22 protein-coding genes are annotated in these 20,794 nt (G+C 73.6%); 14 read left to right on the top strand and 8 right to left on the bottom strand.

Annotation, left to right across the window (positions count from 1 at the left end; translation table 11 throughout):
* Nucleotides 1-10 precede the first annotated feature (10 nt).
* Entirely contained in the window at nucleotides 11-1,609 is a 1,599-nt protein-coding gene (locus AC07GB_RS04605) for an outer membrane protein assembly factor BamB family protein (protein WP_478841732.1), read from the top strand.
* Here AC07GB_RS04605 and AC07GB_RS04600 read toward each other — a convergent pair.
* The 3 genes from AC07GB_RS04600 to AC07GB_RS04590 are packed head-to-tail and all read right to left on the bottom strand — an operon-like array spanning nucleotide 1,606 to nucleotide 4,276.
* Nucleotides 1,606-2,118 (bottom strand): GerMN domain-containing protein, encoded by a 513-nt coding sequence (locus AC07GB_RS04600; protein WP_478841731.1) that lies wholly within the window; start codon nucleotides 2,116-2,118, stop codon nucleotides 1,606-1,608. The genes AC07GB_RS04605 and AC07GB_RS04600 overlap by 4 nt on opposite strands.
* Nucleotides 2,115-3,584 (bottom strand): ATP-binding protein, encoded by a 1,470-nt coding sequence (locus AC07GB_RS04595; protein WP_478841774.1) that lies wholly within the window; start codon nucleotides 3,582-3,584, stop codon nucleotides 2,115-2,117. Before AC07GB_RS04595 ends, AC07GB_RS04600 begins: the two co-directional genes overlap by 4 nt.
* Before the next feature lie 2 nt (nucleotides 3,585-3,586).
* Nucleotides 3,587-4,276 carry a response regulator transcription factor gene (locus AC07GB_RS04590; RefSeq protein ID WP_478841730.1) on the bottom strand — a complete coding sequence of 230 codons (690 nt, stop codon included), beginning with the start codon at nucleotides 4,274-4,276 and terminating at the stop codon, nucleotides 3,587-3,589.
* Nucleotides 4,277-4,410: 134 nt separating this feature from the next.
* Between AC07GB_RS04590 and AC07GB_RS04585 the strand changes: the two genes are divergently transcribed.
* The 6 genes from AC07GB_RS04585 to AC07GB_RS04560 all read left to right on the top strand — a co-directional run bounded on the left by AC07GB_RS04585 (nucleotide 4,411) and on the right by AC07GB_RS04560 (nucleotide 10,540).
* Entirely contained in the window at nucleotides 4,411-5,082 is a 672-nt protein-coding gene (locus tag AC07GB_RS04585) for a hypothetical protein (protein ID WP_478841729.1), read from the top strand.
* Nucleotides 5,079-6,176, top strand: coding sequence for an efflux RND transporter periplasmic adaptor subunit (locus tag AC07GB_RS04580; protein ID WP_478841728.1), 1,098 nt, complete (start codon nucleotides 5,079-5,081; stop codon nucleotides 6,174-6,176). Before AC07GB_RS04585 ends, AC07GB_RS04580 begins: the two co-directional genes overlap by 4 nt.
* Before the next feature lie 47 nt (nucleotides 6,177-6,223).
* Nucleotides 6,224-6,898, top strand: a complete 675-nt coding sequence (locus AC07GB_RS04575; RefSeq protein WP_478841727.1) for an ABC transporter ATP-binding protein — start codon at nucleotides 6,224-6,226, stop codon at nucleotides 6,896-6,898.
* Nucleotides 6,895-8,100 (top strand): ABC transporter permease, encoded by a 1,206-nt coding sequence (locus tag AC07GB_RS04570; RefSeq protein WP_478841726.1) that lies wholly within the window; start codon nucleotides 6,895-6,897, stop codon nucleotides 8,098-8,100. The genes AC07GB_RS04575 and AC07GB_RS04570 overlap by 4 nt, the downstream gene beginning before the upstream one ends.
* 30 nt (nucleotides 8,101-8,130) lie before the next feature.
* Complete coding sequence (locus AC07GB_RS04565; RefSeq protein ID WP_478841725.1) at nucleotides 8,131-9,603, top strand: aminotransferase class I/II-fold pyridoxal phosphate-dependent enzyme; 1,473 nt, start codon at nucleotides 8,131-8,133, stop codon at nucleotides 9,601-9,603.
* Between the two features lie 322 nt (nucleotides 9,604-9,925).
* Nucleotides 9,926-10,540 carry a hypothetical protein gene (locus tag AC07GB_RS04560; RefSeq protein ID WP_478841724.1) on the top strand — a complete coding sequence of 205 codons (615 nt, stop codon included), beginning with the start codon at nucleotides 9,926-9,928 and terminating at the stop codon, nucleotides 10,538-10,540.
* A gap of 11 nt (nucleotides 10,541-10,551) precedes the next feature.
* Here the strand turns inward: AC07GB_RS04560 and AC07GB_RS04555 are convergent, their stop codons facing one another.
* Nucleotides 10,552-12,015: an MFS transporter gene (locus AC07GB_RS04555; RefSeq protein WP_478841723.1), complete on the bottom strand. Its 1,464-nt coding sequence runs from the start codon at nucleotides 12,013-12,015 to the stop codon at nucleotides 10,552-10,554.
* Between the two features lie 273 nt (nucleotides 12,016-12,288).
* Between AC07GB_RS04555 and AC07GB_RS04550 the strand changes: the two genes are divergently transcribed.
* The 3 genes from AC07GB_RS04550 to AC07GB_RS04540 all read left to right on the top strand — a co-directional run bounded on the left by AC07GB_RS04550 (nucleotide 12,289) and on the right by AC07GB_RS04540 (nucleotide 13,666).
* Nucleotides 12,289-12,774, top strand: a complete 486-nt coding sequence (locus AC07GB_RS04550) for a MarR family winged helix-turn-helix transcriptional regulator (RefSeq protein WP_478841722.1) — start codon at nucleotides 12,289-12,291, stop codon at nucleotides 12,772-12,774.
* 107 nt (nucleotides 12,775-12,881) lie between these two features.
* Nucleotides 12,882-13,247, top strand: coding sequence for a PH domain-containing protein (locus AC07GB_RS04545; protein WP_030688977.1), 366 nt, complete (start codon nucleotides 12,882-12,884; stop codon nucleotides 13,245-13,247).
* 86 nt (nucleotides 13,248-13,333) lie between these two features.
* On the top strand, nucleotides 13,334-13,666 hold the full coding sequence (locus tag AC07GB_RS04540; protein ID WP_478841721.1) for a putative quinol monooxygenase: 333 nt from the start codon (nucleotides 13,334-13,336) through the stop codon (nucleotides 13,664-13,666).
* 70 nt (nucleotides 13,667-13,736) lie between these two features.
* Here AC07GB_RS04540 and AC07GB_RS04535 read toward each other — a convergent pair whose 3' ends face one another.
* Nucleotides 13,737-14,114: a nuclear transport factor 2 family protein gene (locus AC07GB_RS04535; RefSeq protein WP_478841720.1), complete on the bottom strand. Its 378-nt coding sequence runs from the start codon at nucleotides 14,112-14,114 to the stop codon at nucleotides 13,737-13,739.
* 284 nt (nucleotides 14,115-14,398) lie between these two features.
* Between AC07GB_RS04535 and AC07GB_RS04530 the strand changes: the two genes are divergently transcribed.
* Entirely contained in the window at nucleotides 14,399-15,385 is a 987-nt protein-coding gene (locus AC07GB_RS04530; protein WP_478841719.1) for an SGNH/GDSL hydrolase family protein, read from the top strand.
* 20 nt (nucleotides 15,386-15,405) lie between these two features.
* Here the strand turns inward: AC07GB_RS04530 and AC07GB_RS04525 are convergent, their stop codons facing one another.
* Nucleotides 15,406-16,350: a CU044_5270 family protein gene (locus AC07GB_RS04525; RefSeq protein WP_478841718.1), complete on the bottom strand. Its 945-nt coding sequence runs from the start codon at nucleotides 16,348-16,350 to the stop codon at nucleotides 15,406-15,408.
* Nucleotides 16,343-16,879 carry an RNA polymerase sigma factor gene (locus AC07GB_RS04520; protein WP_478841717.1) on the bottom strand — a complete coding sequence of 179 codons (537 nt, stop codon included), beginning with the start codon at nucleotides 16,877-16,879 and terminating at the stop codon, nucleotides 16,343-16,345. Before AC07GB_RS04520 ends, AC07GB_RS04525 begins: the two co-directional genes overlap by 8 nt.
* Nucleotides 16,880-16,985: 106 nt before the next feature.
* On the opposite strand from AC07GB_RS04520, the gene ctaD reads away from it, so the two are divergent.
* The 3 genes from ctaD (at nucleotide 16,986) to AC07GB_RS04505 (ending at nucleotide 19,574) form a co-directional block, all read left to right on the top strand.
* A complete protein-coding gene (ctaD, locus tag AC07GB_RS04515) occupies nucleotides 16,986-18,617 on the top strand; it encodes an aa3-type cytochrome oxidase subunit I (protein ID WP_478841716.1) in 1,632 nt (543 codons plus the stop codon).
* A 5-nt stretch (nucleotides 18,618-18,622) separates the two neighbouring features.
* Nucleotides 18,623-18,973 carry a hypothetical protein gene (locus AC07GB_RS04510; RefSeq protein ID WP_478841773.1) on the top strand — a complete coding sequence of 117 codons (351 nt, stop codon included), beginning with the start codon at nucleotides 18,623-18,625 and terminating at the stop codon, nucleotides 18,971-18,973.
* A gap of 178 nt (nucleotides 18,974-19,151) precedes the next feature.
* Complete coding sequence (locus AC07GB_RS04505) at nucleotides 19,152-19,574, top strand: nuclear transport factor 2 family protein (protein WP_478841715.1); 423 nt, start codon at nucleotides 19,152-19,154, stop codon at nucleotides 19,572-19,574.
* A gap of 30 nt (nucleotides 19,575-19,604) precedes the next feature.
* Here AC07GB_RS04505 and AC07GB_RS04500 read toward each other — a convergent pair whose 3' ends face one another.
* A complete protein-coding gene (locus AC07GB_RS04500) occupies nucleotides 19,605-20,612 on the bottom strand; it encodes an esterase/lipase family protein (protein ID WP_478841714.1) in 1,008 nt (335 codons plus the stop codon).
* Nucleotides 20,613-20,794: the final 182 nt, after the last annotated feature.

The following is a 20,794-nucleotide window of genomic DNA, read 5'->3' as shown; positions in this document are numbered from 1 at the left end:
TGGAGAGACCATGACGCAGCCCCCGCCCGGACCGCCCGAGCCCCACGGGCAGTTCGGGCCGCCGCCCCCGCTCCCCCCGGCCGCTTCCGGGGGCGGTTTCGGGCCGCCGCAGGCCGGGTTCGGGCCTCCGGTGCCGCCGCCGCCCGGGGGCTTCGGGCCGCCCGCGCCGCCGCCCCCGCCGAAGTCCCGCCGCCGCACGGCCGTCGTGATCGCGTCCGTGGCCGCGCTCGCCCTCGTCGCCGGGGCCGGGGCCTGGTACGTCGCCGCCCGCTCCGACGGCTCCGACGACGGCGGGGGCAGGGGCGGCAAGAAGCCGGGGCCCGTGTACGCCCAGCCCAAGGAGGTCGTGCCCGCCGATCCGAAGGCGACCTTCCAGGGCGGGGCGCCGGTGCCGACGCTGCCCGGGAAGGAGAGCACCTGGCCCGTGAAGGGGTCCTGGCTCACCGACAAGGTGTACGTGAAGTCGTCCGTGGCGAAGATCGCGGGGCTCGACGCGGCCACCGGCGACACGCGCTGGACGCTGCCCAAGCCGGGCCAGTCCTGCGGCGGTTCGCCGGAGGTCGGCGCGGGCGGGATCGCCGTGGTGGTCATCGCGCCCACCACGCACGACAAGAAGGGCTACCGGACGCCCTGCACGCAGGTCATGGCCTTCAAGGTCGCCACCGGCGAGAAGCTGTGGACGAAGTCCGTCCGGGTCGGCTACCAGAAGGATGCGGTCGCGTTCAACCACGTCGCGATCAGCGGGCGTACGGCCGCCGCGGGCGGGATCTACGGCGGGGCCGCCTTCGACCTGCGCACCGGAGAGCTGCGGTGGAAGCCCCGGTCCGGCGACACCTGCCGGGACGTGGGCTACGGCGGCGGCGCCCGGCTCGTCGCGATCCGCTCCTGCGGGGACTACGGCTCGCAGAAGTACGAGGTGCAGGACCTCGACCCCCGGTCCGGCAAGCCGCGCTGGAAGTACAAGCTGCCGGGCGGCGTGAAGAACCTCAACGTCATCTCCACCGACCCCGTGGTCGTCGGCGTCGACTCGGGCGAGATCACCGGGCAGGGGGCGAGCGACGTCTTCGCCCTCGACGGCCGCGGCAGGCTGCGCTCGAAGATCTCGCTGCCGGAGCGGAGGTACATGCACGACTGCGGCGACACCAGCGTCGTCAACGACTGCCGGGCCCTCGTCGTCGGCAACGACAGGCTGTACGTCCCGACCGCGCGCCGTAACGCCAAGGACGGCATCTCCTCCACGAACGACGTCATCGCCTTCTCGCTGGCCACCGGGAAGACGACAGGGCAGCGCGGCAACTCCGACAGCAAGGGCCCCCTGTTCCCCATCCGCATGGACGGCGGGAACGTCCTCGCCTACCGCGACCAGCTGGGCGTCCAGGTGGTGACCCTCGACGGGCGGACCCTGCGCGAGAAGAAGCTACTCACCTCCACCAAGAGGCCGAGCGGCATCGTCCCGGTCGGCTCGGAGCTGCTCTTCACCAACGGGCGCCTGTACATCAGCACCGACCTGGTGTCCAAGTCCAGCTCGAAGACACAGCAGTTCATGATGTACGTGTTCGCCCGCAAGGACCAGAAGAACCAGCAGGGCCAGCAGGGCCAGGGCGGCTAGCCGTCCAGGAACTGGGAGCAGCGGTAGGGGCCGAAGCGGTGGGTGCCGTTGTCGAGGGTGACCCGGACGTCGTCGGGGCGGACGCGGCGGGTCTCGTCCTTCGACGACAGGTACGAGCGGGCGCGGGCCAGGGTGCAGACGACCTGGCCGTTGGGCAGGCGTTCGCTGTCGGAGTCGAAGAAGGCGCCGGGCGAGCGGTAGGTGACCTCGTTGCCCCGCGCGGTCACGTCGATCTCGTGGAGTTCGACGAGGTTGGTGAGGCCGCTCTGCCGCTCGGCGCGGTTCGGGCCCGACCCGAGCAGCTTCAGGGCACCGGCGAGGTCCCTGATGGCCGCGTCGGGGCGGGACACACCGCGCAGGCCCGTGCCGTCCACGTAGTAGAGCCGCATGCCCCGGGTGAGGCCGGTGGCCGGGTCCCCGCCGGTCACCACGCCGGTGGGGCGCACCCCGCAGGCCGTGAGGGCGGCGGCGAGGGCCAGGGCGAGCGCGGCGGCGCGCACGGGGGTCACCGGGGCTCCCCCGCCGGGCGCAGCGGCAGCCGCAGGGTGAAGACCGCGCCCCGGCCGCCGGGGCGGTTCGCGGCCTCCACGGTGCCGCCGTGCAGCCGCGCGTTCTCCAGGGCGATGGCCGTGCCGAGGCCGCTGCCCTCGGAGCGGGCGCGGGCCGCGTCGGCCTTGTAGAAGCGGTCGAAGACGTGGGCGAGGGCGTCCGGGGGCAGCCCGGGGCCGTGGTCGGTGACGGTGACCGTGGCGAGCCCGCCGCCGGTGGTGAGGCGGACGGTCACGGGCGGGGCGCCGTGCCGCAGCGCGTTCCCGACGAGGTTGGCGATGACCACGTCGATCCTCCGTACGTCGATCAAGGCGGGCGCGGCGCTTGGGAGTTCGGTGGCCACCCGGCCGGTCCAGGCGCGCAGGGCGAGGGACGAGCGGACGGTGGCGGCCAGGTCCGCCTCCGTCAGGTGCAACCGGGCCACCCCGGCGTCGAAGCGGGACATCTCCATCAGGTCGTCGACCAGACGGGTCAGCTTCGCCGTCTCGGCGCTGACGGTGCGGGCCGCGTGCGCGGCGTCGGCCGGGAGCCGGTCGGCGTCCTCGTCGAGGACGGTCGCCACCATCGTCATGGCGGCCAGCGGGGTGCGCAGCTCGTGCGAGACGTCGGCGACGAACCGCCGCGCCTTCGCCTCCTGCTCCCGCGCCTTCGCCTCCTGGTCGCGCAGCTCGGCGACCGTGGCCTGGAGGGCGTCGGCGGTGGTGTTGAAGTCCCGTGCCAGGTCGGCGAGTTCGTCGCGGCCCCGGGGCTCGACGCGGGTGCCGAGGTCGCCTTCGGCCAGGCGGCGGGTCGCCCGGCCGAGGTCCCGTACCGGACGGAGCACCGTACGGGCGGCGAGCAGCGCGAGCACGGCGGTGAGCAGGAGGACGGGCAGCAGTCCGTCGCGCACGGAGGTCAGCAGGGCGGCGACGTCCCGCTCCTCGGCGCGCAGCGGTGTGACGGCGAAGACCTCGAGGCGTGAGGCGCGGCCGCCCGCGTAGGTGACGGGCGTGCCGACCGCCAGATACGGCTCGCCGCCCCGCGTGACGCGCTGGAAGCTCATCCGCCCCGAGACGCGGACGTCGGCCCGCAGGTCGGCCGTGAGGCGCGGGTCGTCGGGCGACCCTCCCGAGGCCGCCTTGAGGTTCTCGTACCGGGCCACGACCAGGGGCGAGCCGCTGAGCCCGGAGGACACCGAGCGCGCGAACGCGGCGAGGGAGCGCTGGTCGGGCGGCACGTCGACGTCGGGCGCGAGGGCGTCGACGCGGGTGCGCAGGTCGTCCTGCGCGGCCTCCTGGGTGCGGCTGAGGACGGCCGTACGGGCGTCGCGGTAGGCGAGGGCGGTGGCGGTCCCGGTGCCGATGAGGGCGACGAGGACGAAGGTGACGACGAGGCGGGTGCGCAGCCCCCGCGGGGCGCGCGGCCTTCCGGAGCGGCGGCCGGGCAGCGTCACAGCGGCCCGAACCGGTAGCCGAAGCCGCGGACCGTCTGGACGTAGCGCGGCCGGGACGCCACGTCCTCGATCTTCGCGCGCAGGCGGCCCACGGCGGCGTCCACGATCCGGGAGTCCCCGAGGAAGTCGTGGTCCCACACGCTGCGCAACAGCTGTTCGCGGCTGAAGACCTGGCCGGGCGAGGCGGAGAGTTCCAGGAGGAGGCGGAGTTCGGTGGGCGGCAGCGCGAGGGGGGCGCCGCCCTTGGTGACGGTCAGGCCCGCGCGGTCGACGACGAGGCCCGCGTACGTGTCCTGGGCGGCGACCGGGGTCGCGCGGCGCAGGGCCGCGCGGATGCGGGCCTCCAGGACAGGCGCCGTGACGGGCTTGACCACGTAGTCGTCGGCGCCCGCCTCCAGGCCCCTGACCACGTCGGTGTCGTCGCCGCGCGCGGTCAGCATGATCACGGGCAGCGTCGCGTGGGACGTACCGGAGCGCACGCGGCGGCACACCTCGAAGCCGTCGAGCCCGGGGAGCATCAGGTCGAGCACGGCGATGTCGACCGCCTCGCCCCCGGGCCCCGCGAGGAGGGCGAGGGCGGCCTCGCCGGTGGAGGCGAGGGACACCTCGTAGCCGTGGCGGCGCAGCACCAGCTCCATCCCGTCGCGTACGGAGGCGTCGTCCTCGATCAGCAGCACATGCGGCATGCGCTCGATTATGGGCGAGGGCCCGGGCTTTCCAAGCTGGTCAGAGGGGTGGGACGGGGTCGGCCCGCACATTGTTACGTGCTCATCATGTGGCCATGGAGGGACCATCATGTGACGGCCGGACGGTGAGGCGCATGACCATCACCTCACGCAGGGCGCCGGTCTCCGGCGCACCCCGGCTCCGGCTCGTCGCGCTCGTCGCGGCGCCCCTGCTCGCGCTCGCCACCGGCTGCGGCTCCGGCTCCGACAGCGGGGACGGGGGCGGCAAGGACGACCAGGTCGCCTCCGTGCCCGAGGCCTCCGACAAGGACAAGAAGGAGGACAAGACCGAGGACGCGGACGCCTCCTCGGGCGACAAGGCGGGCAAGAGCGCCTTCTTCGACGCGCAGATGACGTACGTCCGCTGCATGCGCACCAAGGCCGGACTCAAGGACTACCCCGACCCCAAGCTCAGCGGCCACCTCGACTTCGGCAAGATCGAGAAGCTCGTCGACCCGGGCGGCGGCGGCGAGGAGTACAAGGGCGGCAAGGACGGCGTCTGCGCCGACGAGCTGCGCGCGGCGATGGCCAAGGAGCCCAAGCGCGATCAGCAGCAGGACTTCGAGTCGATGCTCGCGCACGCCAAGTGCATGCGGGACAAGGGCGTCTCGCGGTTCCGCAACCCGACGATGGCCGCCGGCATCGCGCAGCCCGGCGGCGAGCCCGACCCCGCGTCACCGAAGCTCGACACCAGGTCCCCCGTCTACAAGCAGGCCCGCGAAGCCTGCGCCAGCAAGCTGCTCGACGGTCTGGACGGCATGCAGTGAGACGTCGTACGGGCTGGACGGTGGCGCTCGGCGCGGTCGCCGCCGGGGCCGTGACGGCGGGCGCGTTCACGCTCGGGGGCGGGCAGCGGGACGGCGTCAGGGACGAGGGCGGGGCTCCGCCCGCGACCGCCGAGGTCGTCCGCACCGACCTGGAGGTGAGCAAGACGGTGGACGGCACGGTGGACTTCGCCGGGCGCAGGGCCGTGAAGTCGGCGGTGGAGGGCACGGTGACGGTGGCCGCGCGCGAGGGCACGACGGTGCGGCAGGGCCAGGCCCTGTACGAGCTGGACGACAAGCCGGTGACCCTGCTGTACGGGCCGGTGCCGATGTTCCGCGAGATGAAGAAGGGTGACCGGGGCACGGACGTGCTCCAACTGGAGCGGAACCTGCGCGACTTGGGGTTCGGGGCCGGTCTCTACATCGACGTACGGTACGACGCCGCGACCGCGGCCGCCGTCGAGCGGTGGCAGAAGTCCCTCGACCGCACGCCGACCGGCCGGGTCGGCAGGGGCGAGGTGGTGTTCCAGGGCGGCCCGGTCAAGGTGGTCGAGGCGGACGCCGCCCTCGGCGACCGGGCGGGGCCCGACCGCCCGGTGCTCACCGCCGCGTCGCCGACGCCGGTGGTGCGGGCCGGCCTCGACCAGGGCGACGGCTCGCTCGCCGCGCGCGGCACGAAGGCGGAGATCCGCCTGGCCGACGGCAAGAAGGTGCGGGGGAAGGTGACGGGGACCGTGCGCCCGGAGAGCGCCGAGGGGCCGGGGGCCGAGCCGGGCGGTGACGGCATCACCGTGGAGATCGCCCTGGACGGCGGCGCCGCAGCGCTCTCCGGGCTCTCCGGGCTCTCCGGCGAGGCGGCGCGGGCGACCGCGAGCGTCACCTTCGTCAGCGAGAGCCGGCGCGGCGTCCTGGCCGTGCCGGTCGAGGCGCTCGTCGCCCTGCGCGGCGAGAGCGGCGGCTACGGCCTCCAGCTCGTCCCCGCGTCGGGGCGGTCCCGCATGGTGCGCGTCGAGACGGGCATGACGGCCGACGGCCGGATCGAGGTACGCGGGGGCGGACTTCGCGAGGGCACGCGGGTGGGGGTGGCGGCCCAGTGAGGCGCCCCGCGCCCCGGGCGGAGGCCGCCACGCCACGGGAGGCCGCCATGCCGCGGGAGGCCGCCGCCGTCGTCGAGCTGCGGCGGGCCACCAAGGTCTACCCCGGCGGTGTCACCGCGCTGCGCGAGGTCGACCTCACCGTGTACGACGGGGAGTTGCTCGCCGTCGTCGGTCCTTCCGGGTCCGGCAAGTCCACCGCCCTGAACCTCATCGGTACCCTCGACCGGCCCACGTCCGGCAGCGTGCGCGTGGCCGGGCACGACGTGGGGGCGCTGTCCGACGCGCAGGTGGCGGCGCTGCGGGCCCGGTACATCGGGTTCGTCTTCCAGCACTTCCACCTCGCCCCCGGGCGCGGCGCCGTCGACAACGTCGCCGACGGGCTGCTGTACGCGGGCGTTCCCGCGCGGCGGCGGCGCGCCGCCGCGCGCGAGGCCCTGGAGCGGGTGCGGCTCGGGCACCGCCTCGAGCACCGGCCCGGCGAGCTGTCCGGCGGCGAGAAGCAGCGCGTCGCGATCGCCCGCGCGCTCGTCGGCGCGCCCCGGCTGCTGCTCGCCGACGAGCCGACCGGCGCGCTCGATACCGCGTCCGGGCAGGTGGTGATGGAGCTGCTGCGCGAGCTGAACGCGGCCGGCACGACCGTGTGCGTCATCACGCACGACCACGACATCGCCGACTCGCTGCCGCGCCGCGTCCGCTTCCGCGACGGCGAGGTCGTCGTATGAGCGCGCCCGGCAGGGACCGGCTCAGGCCCGCGCGGCTCTCCCTCGCCGACGTGCTGCGCGTCGGCTCCGTCGGCCTCAGGGCCCGGCGCGCCCGCGTCGTGCTCTCCTCGCTCGGCATCGCCATCGGCATCGCCACGATGGTGGCCGTCGTGGGCCTGTCCACGTCCAGCCGCGCCGACCTGATGCTGCGCCTCGACCGGCTCGGCACCAATCTGCTCACCGCCGAGGCCGGCAAGGACGCGAGCGGCCAGGAGGTGAAGCTGCCGAAGAGCGCCGTCGCCATGGTCGAGCGCATCGGCCCGGTGCGGCAGGCCACCGCGACGGCGAACGTCGACGCCCGCATCCGCCGCAGCGCCGCCGTACCGGAGGAGCGGTCGGCACCGGTGACCGCGCAGGCGGCCCGCCCCGACCTGCTCTCCGCCCTCAACACCCGGGTGGCCGAGGGCGCCTGGCTCGACCGGGGCCGTGAGCGGCTGCCGGTGACCGTGCTCGGCCGGGTCGCCGCCGAGCGGCTCGGCGTCACCGCGCCCGGCGAGAAGATCATGATGGGTGACCGGTACTTCGTGGTCGTCGGCATCCTCGCGCCGGTGGAGCTGGTGCCGACGCTCGACCGGGTCGCCCTCGTCGGATTCCCGGCGGCGGAGCGGTACTTCGGCTTCGACGGCCACCCCACGACGGTCTTCGAGCGCTCCACGGACGCCTCCGTGGCGGACGTCCGCGCGGTCCTCGCCCGCACGGTCAACCCGGGCGCCCAGGGCTCCGTGACGGTCTCGCGCCCCTCCGACGCGCTCGCCGCCAAGACCGCGACCGACGAGGGCCTGACCGCGCTGATGCTCGGGCTCGGCGCGGTCGCGCTGCTCGTCGGCGGGGTCGGCGTCGCCAACACCATGGTGATCTCGGTGCTCGAACGCCGTACGGAGATCGGCCTGCGGCGCGCCATCGGGGCCACGCGGGGCGCGGTCCGGCTCCAGTTCCTGACGGAGTCCCTGCTCCTGTCGGCCATCGGCGGCGTCGCCGGGGCGGGCCTCGGCGCCCTCGCCACCTACGGCTTCGCCGTGGCCCAGGGCTGGACCCCGGTCGTGCCGCCCTGGTCCCTCGCGGGCGGTCTCGCGGCGACCCTCGTCATCGGCGTCCTCGCGGGCCTGTACCCGGCGGCGCGGGCGGCGCGGCTGCACCCGACGGTTGCCCTGAACGCCACGTGACATCCGGCGCGATCGCGGTACCCATCCCCTATGGAGCCCATCGACCACACCACGGCCCCGGTCCTGGAAGCCCTCGACGCCTACCACGACCGGGGCCGGCTCGCCTTCACGCCACCCGGCCACAAACAGGCACGCGGCGCCGATCCACAGGCGCGGCGGGTCCTGGGGGACGCCGTGTTCCGCTCCGACGTGCTCGCCGTCGGGGGCCTCGACGACCGGCGCGCGAGCGGACACGTCCTGAGCCGGGCCGAACGCCTCATGGCCGACGCCGTGCACGCCGACCACACGTACTTCACCACCTGTGGCAGCTCCCTGTCGGTCAAGGCGGCCATGCTGACGGTGGCCCACCCCGGGGACCGGCTTCTGGTCGGCAGGGACGCGCACAAGTCCGTCGTGGCGGGCCTGATCCTGTGCGGCATCGACCCCGTGTGGGTGGAGCCGCAGTGGGACCCGGAGCGGTCCCTGGCGCACCCGCCGTCCGTCGCCTCGTACAAGGAGGCCTTCGACCGGCACCCGGACGCGCGCGGCGCGCTCGTCACCAGCCCCACGCCGTACGGCAGCTGCGCGGATCTGCGGGGGCTCGCGGAGCTGTGCCACGGGCGCGGCCTGCCCCTCGTCGTCGACGAGGCGTGGGGCGCGCACCTGCCCTTCCACGAGGACCTGCCGTCGTGGGCGATGGACGCGGGCGCCGACATCTGCGTGACCAGCATCCACAAGATGGGCAGCGGCCTCGAACAGGGCTCGGTCTTCCACCTCCAGGGCGACCTCATCGACCCCGGCGAGCTGGCCTCGCGCGCCGATCTGCTCGACACCACGAGCCCCTCCGTCCTCATCTACGCGGGCCTCGACGCCTGGCGCCGCCAGATGGTGCTGCGCGGCCACGAGCTGATGTCCGGCGCGCTGCGGCTCACCGCCGCGGCGCAGGAGGAGATCGAGCTGATCCCGGGCCTGCACGTGAACGGCCGCGCCGACCTCACCGGGCCCGGTCTCGCGGCCGACCTCGACCCGCTGCCCACGGTGATCGACATCTCCGCGCTCGGTACGACGGGTTACCGCGCCGCCGACTGGCTGCGCGAGCACCACGGGCTCGTCGTGCACATCGCCGACCACCGCCGCATCGGCACGCAGCTCACCCACGCCGACTCCCGCGAGACCGTCGAACCCCTCCTGGACGCTCTGCGCGACCTGTCCGCGCACCGCGCCGAGCTGGCCGACGCGCCCCGCGTCGACGTGCCGTCCCCCGCGGAGCTGCGCATGGAGCAGGTGTGCCTGCCGCGCGACGCGTACTTCGGCGCCGTGGAGTCGGTGCCCCTCGACCGGGCCGCGGGCCGCGTGGCCGCGGAGATGGCCACGCCCTACCCGCCGGGCATCCCGGCCGCGCTCCCCGGCGAGCGCCTCACCGAACCGGTCGTGGAGTATCTGCGCACCGGCTACGCGGCGGGCATGTACATCCCCGACACCGCCGACCACACGCTCCGTACGATCCGTGTCCTCAAGGAGTGACGCCCGGCACGAGGGGTGCCGTCCTCCGCCAGCCCTTAGCCTTGCCGTACGACATGAGAACGCAAGCGAAGTGCCTCGCGGCGCGACGCGGTGAAGAAACACAGAGGACGGACGACCGATGCCGCGGCGGGCCCCGAGACGCACCCGCGGGCGAAGACGCCCACAGCCCCGGATAGCGGGAGGGCTCCCGCCGGGGGCCGGGAGGCCGCTGCCGCCGGAGCCTGCGGGCCACCCGCCGGCCCGGCCCGGTCCGGGCCCGGCGCCCCGGGCCCGGGGCGTGCTGCCCCGGCTGCGTGGCGTGCTGCGGCGGGAGTGGCGGGTCGTGGCGGGTGCCGCGTGGCGGGAGCTGCGGGCCCGGGGGGCGGCGGGCATCGCGCTCGCCCTCGCCGGGACCCTCGCGATGGTCGTGCTGCACGGCCTGGAGCAGGTGCCTGCGCCCGACCGGGTCGTCCGCATGCTCGGCGAGGTCCGCGCGGACCAGCCCCTGTGGCAGTCGCTGCTCCGCACGCCCCTGTCCGTGTTCATCCCCACGCGCGAGCAGCCGCCCTGGGGCGGCATCCCCCGCCTGGTCCTCGCCTTCGGCCTGGGGCAACTGCTCGTCGGCTGGCGCCGCACGCTCCTGGTCGCGTACGGGGCCACGCTCGCGGGCACGCTCGGCGCCCGGGTCATGGTCGCCATCGGCCCGGGGCACTGGGCCGGGGTGCCGGACTCCTATGCCCACGCCGTGGACACCGGGGCCTCCGCGGCCGTCGTGGGCCTCTTCACCTATCTGGCGATCCGGTTCCGGGCCCCGGTCCTGTGCCTGGCCTTCGTGGTCCCCACGGTCGTCGGCTCCGCCCTCAACCCGAACCTGGCGGGGCGCGAGCACCTGGTGGCGGTCACCCTGACGGCCCTGGCGGCCGTGGCTCTCCACGGGCGCCGCCGAGTAGGGCCCTGATCCCGCGAGCCCTACTCGGCGGGGGCGGCACCGGCGCGGCGCGGGAGGGTGGCCGTCAGGAGCAGGGCCGCGGCCAGCAGGGCCGCGCCGATGGTGAAGGCCAGGTGGTAGCCCGAGGTGAGGGCCTCGGGGCGGGAGTGGCCCGCGGTGAGGGCACTGTCCGTGCGGGAGGCGGCGAGGGTCGACAGGACGGCGACGCCCAGCGCGCCGCCGATCTGCTGCGTGGTGTTGAAGAGCCCGGACGCGAGCCCCGCGTCGTCCGCCCGGGCCCCGGACATCGCGAGCGAGGTCAGCGCGGGCAGCGCGAGCCCGAAGCCCGCGGCGAGGAGCATGACGGGCAGCAGGTCCACCCAGTAGTTCGCGTGCGCGGGCACCCGGGTCAGCAGGCCGAGGACGCCGATGAGCAGCACGAGCCCGGCGAGGAGCACGGCGCGCTCGCCGAAGCGGGCGTTGAGCCGGGCCGATGCCCCGAGGGACACCGCGCCGATGACCACGGCGGCGGGCAGCATGGCGAGGCCCGTCTCGGCGGCACCGTACCCGAGGACGTTCTGGAGGTAGAGCGCGACGAGCACCTGGAAGGAGAAGAGGGCGGCGACCATCAGCATCTGGACGAGGTTGGCCCCGGCCACGGCCCGGGAGCGGAACACCCGCAGCGGCAGCAGCGGCGTACGCGCCTTCGCCTGGCGGGCGACGAAGCCGCCGAGCAGCACCGCGGCGAGCGCGCCGAAGCCGAGCGTGTGCCCGGAGGCCCAGCCGTACCGCTCCACCTTCACCACGCTGTAGATGCCGGCCATCAGGCCCGCCGTCACCAGGAGCGCCCCCGTCACGTCGGCCCCCGCGCGCAGCCCGAGCCCCCGGTCGGCGGGCAGCGCGGACAGGGCGACGAGCAGGACGGCGAGGCCGATCGGCAGGTTGATGAAGAAGATCCAGTGCCAGTTCAGGGCGTCGGTGAGGACCCCGCCGAGTACCTGCCCGAGCGAGGCGCCCGCCGCCCCGGTGAAGCTGAACACCGCGATGGCCCGGGCCCGTTCGCGCGGCTCGGTGAACAGCGTGATCAGGATGCCGAGGCCGACCGCCGAACTCATGGCCCCGCCGACGCCCTGGAGGAAGCGCGCGGCGATCAGTGTGGCGGGGCTCGTGGCCACGCCCGCCAGGACCGAGGCGAGCGTGAAGACGCCGATGCCGGCGACGAACATCCGCTTGCGGCCGACGAGGTCGCCGAGCCGCCCGGCCAGCAGGAGCAGGCTGCCGAAGGCGATGAGGTACGCGTTCACGACCCAGCTCAGCCCGGCGGGTGTGAAGTCGAGGTCTTTCTGGACGGCGGGCATGGCCACGGTCACGATGCTGCCGTCGAGAATGATCATCAGCATCCCGGTGGCGACGACACCCAGGGCCAGACCCCGGGAGCGGACCGCGGGCGGCACGTCCTCGGCGGCTCCGGCCGCGGGCGCCTCGGGCGGTGCGGTGACGGTCATGGGTCTCTCCTGTCAGAGGAGTCCGGACAGCGAAGCCCGGCACAAGGAAGGGGCGGCCGGCGAGGAAGCCCGGCACACGGGAGGGGCGGCCGGCGACGAAGTCCGGCACACGGAAGGGGCGAACAGCGCGACGCCCACACGGTTTCGGCACGACTCGACCGGGCGGCGCCCGGGCCGGCCGCGCCCCGGCCGATATGCAGGACCGTAGCAGATAGTTCCGTTGCAGACTATCTATCTCGGCCTCACACCCGCCCCCTCGGCTACCCTTGCCGCATGACCGCCATGGCACCCGCCCGCACCGAACCGGACCTCTCCTTCCTCCTCGACCACACCAGCCACGTCCTGCGCACGCAGATGGCGGCGGCGCTCGCCGAGATCGGCCTCACGGCGCGCATGCACTGCGTCCTCGTCCACGCGCTCCAGGAGGAGCGCACCCAGGCACAGCTCGCCGAGATCGGGGACATGGACAAGACGACGATGGTCGTGACCGTGGACGCCCTGGAGGAGGCGGGGCTCGCCGAGCGCCGCCCGGCGCGCGAGGACCGCAGGGCCCGGGTCATCGCCGTCACCGAGAAGGGCGCCGGGGTCGCCGCCCGCAGCCAGGAGATCGTCGACCGGGTGCACGAGGACACCCTCGGCTCGCTGTCCAAGACCGACCGCACCGCCCTGCTGCGCGCCCTGAACCGCCTGGTCGAGGGCCACTTGGCGACCCCCGCCGAGAGCCCGCGCCCGGCCCGCAGGGCCCGCCAGCGGGCCTGAGGGCGACCTTCGCGGTCCGTCACGCCGGTCCCGTACGGTGAGAGGTCCCGGTACGCCGTCAGCGCGTACGGGCGACCGCATACGGAACGAACGAGGGTGGGGCCACCATGGCGCTGTTCGGAAACGCGCACACCGTCGACCCGGCGTCGGCACAGCAGGAGTACGCGCGGCTCATGGGCCACGGCGAGCAGGTGTACGCCGCGTACCGGCTGATACGCGACACGATCCTGCTCACCGACCGGCGCATGATCTTCGTCGACAAGCAGGGGATGACCGGCAAGAAGGTCGAGTACCACTCCGTGCCCTACCGCAGCATCACGCACTTCGCGGTGGAGACCGCGGGACACTTCGACCTGGACGCCGAGCTGAAGATCTGGATATCCAGCAACCCGGTGCCGATCGAGAAGACCTTCACCAAGGGCGTCGACATCTACGAGGTGCAGGCGATCCTGACGCAGTTCGTCGCGCGCTAGGGCCTGTCCGGACGCCCCGGACGGGCGCCGGGCGGACGGGCCGGGGTACGTTCGTAGGGCACCTGAAAGCTAAGAGGGAACACCCCATGATCTTCATCACCGTGAAATTCACCGTCCGCCCCGAGCGCAGCGACGACTGGCTCGACCTCGTCGACGACTTCACGCGTGCCACCCGCGACGAACCCGGCAACATCTTCTTCGAGTGGTCCCGCAGCGTCGACAACCCCCACCAGTTCGTCCTGGTGGAGGCCTTCCGCGACGGCGACGCGGGCCGCGAGCACGTGGAGTCCGCGCACTTCGCGGCCGCGATGGAGACCATGTCGTACGCCATCGCCAGCACGCCCCAGATCGTCAGCACGGAGATCCCCGGCATGGACGGCTGGGGCGAGATGGGCGAGGTCTCGCCGCGCGAGGCCTGAGCGCGGCGGCGCGCACGCGAAAGGGGCCCGGGCCGTCGAACGGCCCGGGCCCCTCCCGCTTCCCCTCGGCTCACCCCTGGGGCACCCGGTCCAGGAAGCCGTACACCGTACGGATGCGGCCGTCCTCCGCGAGCGCGATCACGTCCGAGCCGGCCACGGGCGCGGCCCCGTCGGCCTTCGACACCAGCTCCCAGCTGAACCGGGCGATCCCGTGGTGTCCGTCGACCTCCCCGGTCCGCCGGAACTCGAAGCCCGGGAACTGCTCCTGCACGGCGGCTATCACCGCCGTCAGCGCCTCCGCCCCCGCCACGTCCGCCAGCGGGTCGGTGTACGTGCCGTCCTCGGTCCAGGCCGCCTGGACGGCCTTGCGGATGCCGTCGGCCCCGGTGGCGTTCCAGGCCTCGAAGTACCGGGCGACAGCGGTCTCGTGAACGTCCTGTGCGGGCATGGTCTTCGCCTCCGGCGAGTGTCGGTCGTCCCTACGTGGCCCCGAAGCCCGGCCGGAGTGCGCCGCCCGGCCTTCGGTGCCCTCAGCATGCCGCGCACCACCCGCCCCCCACGATTACGTCCCAGGTAAAGCGGGTCAATGACGGTGGTGGCAGCCAGATCGAGCCCGTCCGGCGATTGAGGACAAGCGCGTCAGCGCGGTGTTTGAACGGGGTGGCTTCCGCCGCCCGCGCACATGTGCTTGCCTGGGGGGCCGATTTCGTTCGCCGAGCCGGGAGTTGCCGGATGCGGAAGCAGTTGGTCGGTGGTGCCCTCGCGGGGATGCTGCTGCTCGGGGCCTGCGGGGACCCGGGCGCGGAGGAGGGCGCGGGCGGCGGCGCGGCACCGGACCCGCCCGCGGCGTCCCGGACCGCGGGACCAGGAGCGCCCTCGCAGACGAACCGGCAGCAGGCCGAGCGGGACGGCCCCGCGAAGCCCCCCGAGAAGCCCGGCTCCCCCAAGGCGCCGGGACGGGCCGCGAAGCCCGCGCCGCGCGTGCTCTACCTCGGCGACTCCCTCGCCATGGAGAACCAGGACGTCCTCGGCACCCTCCTGCGCGACCAGCTGGCCGCCCGCTACACCAGCGCCCCCTACTCCGGCACCACCCTCTGCGACTACCTGGAGGGCACCGGCGAGGACTCCCTCGTACCGGACAAGGACAAGGCGGCCACGCTCGTGCGCAAGCTGCGGCCCGACTTCGTGGTGCTCCAGTTCTGGGGCAACGCGTGGGGCTACACGCCGTGCATGGGCGGCGTCACGTACGACAAGCAGCGCGAGACGTACTTCGCGCGGTACGCGGCCGACGCGCGCAGGCTCACCGGGCAGATCGAGGAGGCCGCGCGGGACGCGGGCGCGAAGCGGCCGAAGGTGGTGTGGGTGTCGCAGGGCCCGGACGCCATCACGCCCGACCGGGTGCGCCGCGTGAACGAGCTGTACCGGCGGCAGGCCGCGGCCTCCGGTGACCTGGTGTCGGACGCGGGCAAGGCGGTCAGCCCGGCATCGGAGCGCTACCGGTGGGTGCGGGAGCTGCCCTGCACGGCGTACGAGCGGGCGCACCCGGCGTACTGCACGGAGGCGGGCGGCCGTACCGCGCTGCACCGCGGCGACGACTTCCTGCACTTCTGCCTGGCCCCGACGACGCCCAAGTCACGGCCCTGCCCGGTGCGTTCGCCGGGCATCCGGCGGATCGGGCAGGCCGTGACGGACACGGTGGCGGGCGCCGCGCGGCGCTGACGCGGGGGCCGGGGCACGGTTCAGTCGCGCCGCCACGCGCTGTACGACATCACGTCCCCGGCCCGGACGGCGAACCGCGGCTGCGCCCGGGTGAACATCACCTCCAGGCCGAGCACGTCCCCCGTCCTCGGGTCGAGGATCAGCATCCGGCGCAGGGCCTCGTCCGCGGGGTCCTTGGACTCGTACACGTACGCCTGCCCGGTGCGCCCGAGCCGGTCGGTGATCGCGCCCGCGGGCCGCAGGCCCTCGGTGTCGGCGAGGACGCGGGCGAGCGCGGCGCGCTCGCGGGCGCCGAGCGTCCAGGAGTCGAGGAGCTGCGGCAGCGCGTCGAGGAGGTGGTCCGCGCCGAGCGGGCCCGAGGCGCGGGCGACGCCGCCGTCGTGCGTGTCGGTCAGATAGGAGCGCAGCTTGCCGGGGGTGTGCGGAGGGCGGGCCTGAGGCGGCGCGTCGGACCAGGTCGGCGGGTGGACGCGCTCGGCGACCAGGTCGCCGCCGGACTCGACGCGCTCGGTGCGGCTGCCGTCGCCGTGCCAGCGCACCTCCCGCTCCTCGGGCAGCGTCACGGGCCGCTCGGCGTGCGGCCCCGCGTCCATGGCGAGGCTCCAGGTCTGGATGTGACTGCCCTTGCGCAGTTCCGGCTCGCCGTCGCGCGCGGCGGCCCGCGCCCGCTCGGCGACCTCGGCGAGCGGCACGGCGGCGGAGCCGGCGCGCGGGTGCAGGGCGCGGGGCGCGGCCGTCGCGTCCGAGGCCGCGAGGTCGGGCAGGGTGAGCACGAGCGCGGCGGCGAGCGCGACGGCGGCGGCCTCCGCCCACAGCACGACGCGGCGGCGGGCCCGGCGCCGGGTGGTGTACAGGAGCTGGTTGAGGCCGCGTTCCGCGCGGGCGTCGAGCGGCCGGTCGCGCCAGGGGCCCTCGGTGGCGGACACGGGGTCGGCCGCGCGCAGCAGGTCCAGTTCGTCAGTCATGGGTGCCGTCTCCTGCCGTTACGTTCATCCGCATCCGGTCGATCTCCGCGCGAAGCCGCCGCCGGGCCCGGTGCAGCCGCATCGCGGCGGCGCTCCGGCCGCAGCCGAGGGCCACAGCCAGGTCGTCGATGCCCAGCTCCTCCCAGGTGGTCAGGCGCAGCGCCTCCTGGTCGGCGGGCGAGAGCCGGGCGAGGGCCTCGTGCACCCAGGCGCCCGGCGCTTCGGTGTCGGGCCCCGTGACGACCTGGCCGTGCCGGGTGGCCTCGTGGTGGCCGATGCGGTGCAGCAGGCGGCGGTAGCGGCCGAGGCCCCGCACCGTGTTGGCCAGGCAGTTGCGGGCGACGCCGTACAGCCAGGGCAGCGCGTGCTCGGGCAGCTCGGCGCGGCGCCGCCAGGCTATGGAGAACACCTCCGCGACGACTTCCTCGACCTCGTGCGCCTCGCCCGCGCCGAGTCTGCGCGCCACGAAGCGGCTCACCGCCCAGTAGTGCTCGCGGTAGGCGGCCGCGAAGGCTTCGTCCGTGCTCATGAACCGTAGGTGTCCGGCATGGCCCCGATCTTCACACCCGGGTGCTGTGACGTTCGTGGCAGGGGTTCGCGGTGACGCGCGGGGCGGTCCCGGACACGTACGGGGCATGAGGGCAACCGTGAAGTGGCTGACGACCACCGACCACAAGACCATCGGCACGCTCTATCTGGTGACGGCGTTCGGCTTCTTCTGCCTCGGTGGCGTGCTCGCGCTGTTCATGCGCGCCGAACTCGCTCGTCCCGGCACGCAGATCATGTCGAACGAGCAGTTCAACCAGGCGTTCACGATGCACGGCACGATCATGCTGCTGATGTTCGCGACGCCGCTGTTCGCGGGCTTCGCGAACTGGCTCATGCCGCTCCAGATCGGCGCGCCCGACGTGGCGTTCCCCCGTCTGAACATGTTCGCCTACTGGCTGTACCTCTTCGGCTCGCTGATCGCGGTGGGCGGTTTCCTCACCCCGGGCGGCGCGGCGGACTTCGGCTGGACCGCGTACGCGCCGATCACGGACTCCGCGCACGCGACGAACATCGGCGCCGACCTGTGGATCATGGGGCTCGCCCTCTCCGGCTTCGGCACGATCCTCGGCGCGGTCAACTTCATCACCACGATCATCTGCATGCGCGCGCCCGGCATGACGATGTTCCGCATGCCGATCTTCACGTGGAACGTGCTCCTGACCGGCGTCCTGGTGCTGCTCGCCTTCCCGGTCCTCGCGGCGGCGCTGTTCGCCCTCGAAGTGGACCGGAAGTTCGGCGCGCACATCTTCGACGTGGCGAACGGTGGCGCGCTGTTGTGGCAGCACCTGTTCTGGTTCTTCGGCCATCCCGAGGTGTACATCATCGCGCTGCCGTTCTTCGGCATCATCTCCGAGGTCATTCCGGTCTTCTCGCGCAAGCCGATGTTCGGTTACATGGGCCTGGTCGGGGCGACCATCGCGATCGCGGGTCTCTCGGTGACGGTGTGGGCGCACCACATGTACGCGACGGGTGGCGTGCTGCTGCCGTTCTTCTCCTTCATGACGTTCCTCATCGCGGTGCCGACGGGCGTCAAGTTCTTCAACTGGATCGGCACCATGTGGAAGGGCTCGCTGAGTTTCGAGACCCCGATGCTCTGGGCGGTCGGCTTCCTGATCACCTTCGTGTTCGGCGGTCTGACCGGGGTGCTCCTTGCGTCCCCGCCGATGGACTTCGCGGTGACCGACTCGTACTTCGTGGTGGCGCACTTCCACTACGTCATCTTCGGCACGGTGGTGTTCGCGATGTTCTCCGGGTTCCACTTCTGGTGGCCGAAGTTCACCGGCAAGATGCTCGACGAGCGGCTCGGGAAAATCACGTTCTGGACGCTCTTCATAGGCTTTCACGGAACGTTCCTGGTGCAGCACTGGCTGGGCGCGGCGGGAATGCAACGCCGCATCTCCGACTACCTGGACGTGGAGGGCTTCACCGGCCTGAACACCCTCTCCACGATTTTCTCGTTCCTGCTCGGCATGTCTCTCCTGCCGTTCTTCTACAACGTATGGAAGACCGCGAAGTACGGTGAGTACGTCGAGGAGAACGACCCGTGGGGCTACGGCCGCTCCCTGGAGTGGGCCACCTCCTGCCCGCCGCCGCGCCACAACTTCCACTCCCTGCCGCGCATCCGCTCGGAGTCCCCGGCGTTCGACCTGCGCCACCCCGAGATCGCGGCGGGACCCGCGCTCACGCCGGAGCCGGCGAAGGAGAGGGCCGCCCTGTGACCGCGATGGACGACCGCCCGATGGCCCCGGCGGAGGCGGCCCTGCTCATCCAGGAGATCGAGGGCCACCTCCTGGTGGAGTCCGCGCGCGCCGAGAGCCGCGCGGCGGCGGCCCGCTTCACCGCCCGCCTCGACTGGCTCACCCAGGCCCAGCGCGAGGACGTGGAGCGCGTGTACGCCGAGGACCACCTGGCCCTCACCCGCCACACCTGGCGCCACACGGCCCACCGCTGCCGCCAACTCCGCACGGAGTACGAGACCCGTTACCAGGCCCTGCGCCGCCGCCTCCTGGCGGGGGCCCTGCTGGCCATGACGTTCGCCCTGCTGGTCGCCGTGGCCTGGGTGAGCGCCCCTTAAGGGGCGCGGGGAACTGCGCGACCAGCCCCCACCCACCCGCAGACAACCGCCTAAGGGGCAGGCGGCCCACCCTCCACCCGCCGGAGCACGGGGGCTCGGGCAAACCCCTAAGGAGCACGGGGGCTCGGGCAAGGGCTTTGCCGGGCGCGGGCCCGCGCCGGCCGTCACCATGGTCTCCATGGGAACCCATGAGGAAGCCGGGGCGGAGACTCTCACCGACATCGCCGTCCGTTACCACCGGGCCGTGGGCGCGGGGGCCACGGGCGCCGAGCTTGCGGCGTTCTTCACCACGGACGCGGTCCACCGCGAACTGCCCAACCTGCTCTTCCCCGACGGCGTCGTCCGCGGCCTGCCGGGCATCCTGAAGGCCGCCGACGCCGGGCGCGGCACGCTGCGGCGCCAGACGTACGACGTCCGCAACGCGGTGGCCTGCGGCGACCAGGTGGCCCTGGAGGTCGAGTGGACCGGTGAACTCGCCGTGCCGCTCGGCTCCTTGCCCGCGGGCCACGTCCTTCGGGCGCACATCGCGACGTTCCTGGAGTTCCGCGACGGCCGGATCCGAGCCCAGCGGAACTACGACTGCTACGAGCCGCCGGTCTGAGAGCACCCGCCCCCAAGCCGGCGGCCGGGGTCAGAGCGAAGGACCGTAGTCCTCGCACACGGGCTTGAAGTCCGGCTTGTCGGGGCCGAGGGCGTTGACGACGTCCTGGGTCGTCGGCCCGTCCGCGAACAGGCCGACATGGCCCACCGGGTTCTTCGGACACTGGTCCTGCACGACGACGTTGCGGACGTTGTCGCCTTTCAGGAACCCCTGGCTGTACGGGGTGGAGATGAGGTCCTTCTTCGTCGCGATGACGGTGTAGCGCACGCCCGGCACGGTGTCGCCGTCCGCGAACAGGGCCTTCTGGAAGTCCGAGCCCTCCTCCTGGTCCTTGAGGCCCTGGAGGTTCAGATGGTCGAACGCGCCGTTGACCAGGCCCATGACGCCGAGGGCGTGGCCGAGGTTAACGAGGCCGCTGAGGGTGGTGCCGTGGTTGGTGGGGGCGAGCGCGACGAGCCGGTCGACCTTCTTCGCGCCGCCGAGCCGCTTGATGTAGTAGTTCGGCATCATGCCGCCCTGCGAGTGCCCGACGACGCTGACCTTCTTCGCGCCCGTTCTCGCGAGCACCTGGTCCACGAAGGCGCTCATGGTCCCGGCCGACCTGGCGATGCCGGTCAGGCCGCCGACGCGCCCACCGAAGTCGAACGCGGTGCCCATGCCGTAGTTGAAGGCGTAGACGCAGTGGCCCTCGTTGGCGAGCGTGGGGCCCATCTTCACCCAGTTGGCGCCCAGGTTGACGCCGGTGCCGTGCACGAGCACGACGGGGTTGGGGTGCTCGGCGGACGGCTTGCAGCTCCAGTCGTTCACGCCGGTCACGGCGTTCGGGCTGAGTAAGAAGTTGCGGACGCCGTCCGCGACCCCGCCGACGGGGTACGAGGGCCGCCGCGTCTGCTCGCCGGCCTGCGCGGGCGAGCCCACGGCGGTGAGCGCGGTGGCGGCGAGGGCGACGGGCACGACGGCGGCGGCCCCGCGGCGCAGGGGGCGCAGGGGGCGCAGGGGGCGCGGCAGACGGCGGCCGGATGCGGAAGTTCCGTTCACGGTTCCTGTCCCTTCGAGGAGGGGGCGTCATGGCCATGACACACCGAGCGGCACCTATCTGAAACGACACCGCTTCAGAATTGGTTACTTGAAAGTAGGCCCGAGGCAACGCCGACGCAAGAGCCGTACGCGCGACAATTTCCCCACGGCGGCGGCGCGTTGGCGGCGCGGCAGGTGAGAGG

This window comes from Streptomyces sp. NPDC045778 (assembly GCF_056431945.1).
Note: the sequence above shows the minus strand (reverse complement) of the source record. Positions and strands in the feature narration are given on the sequence as shown.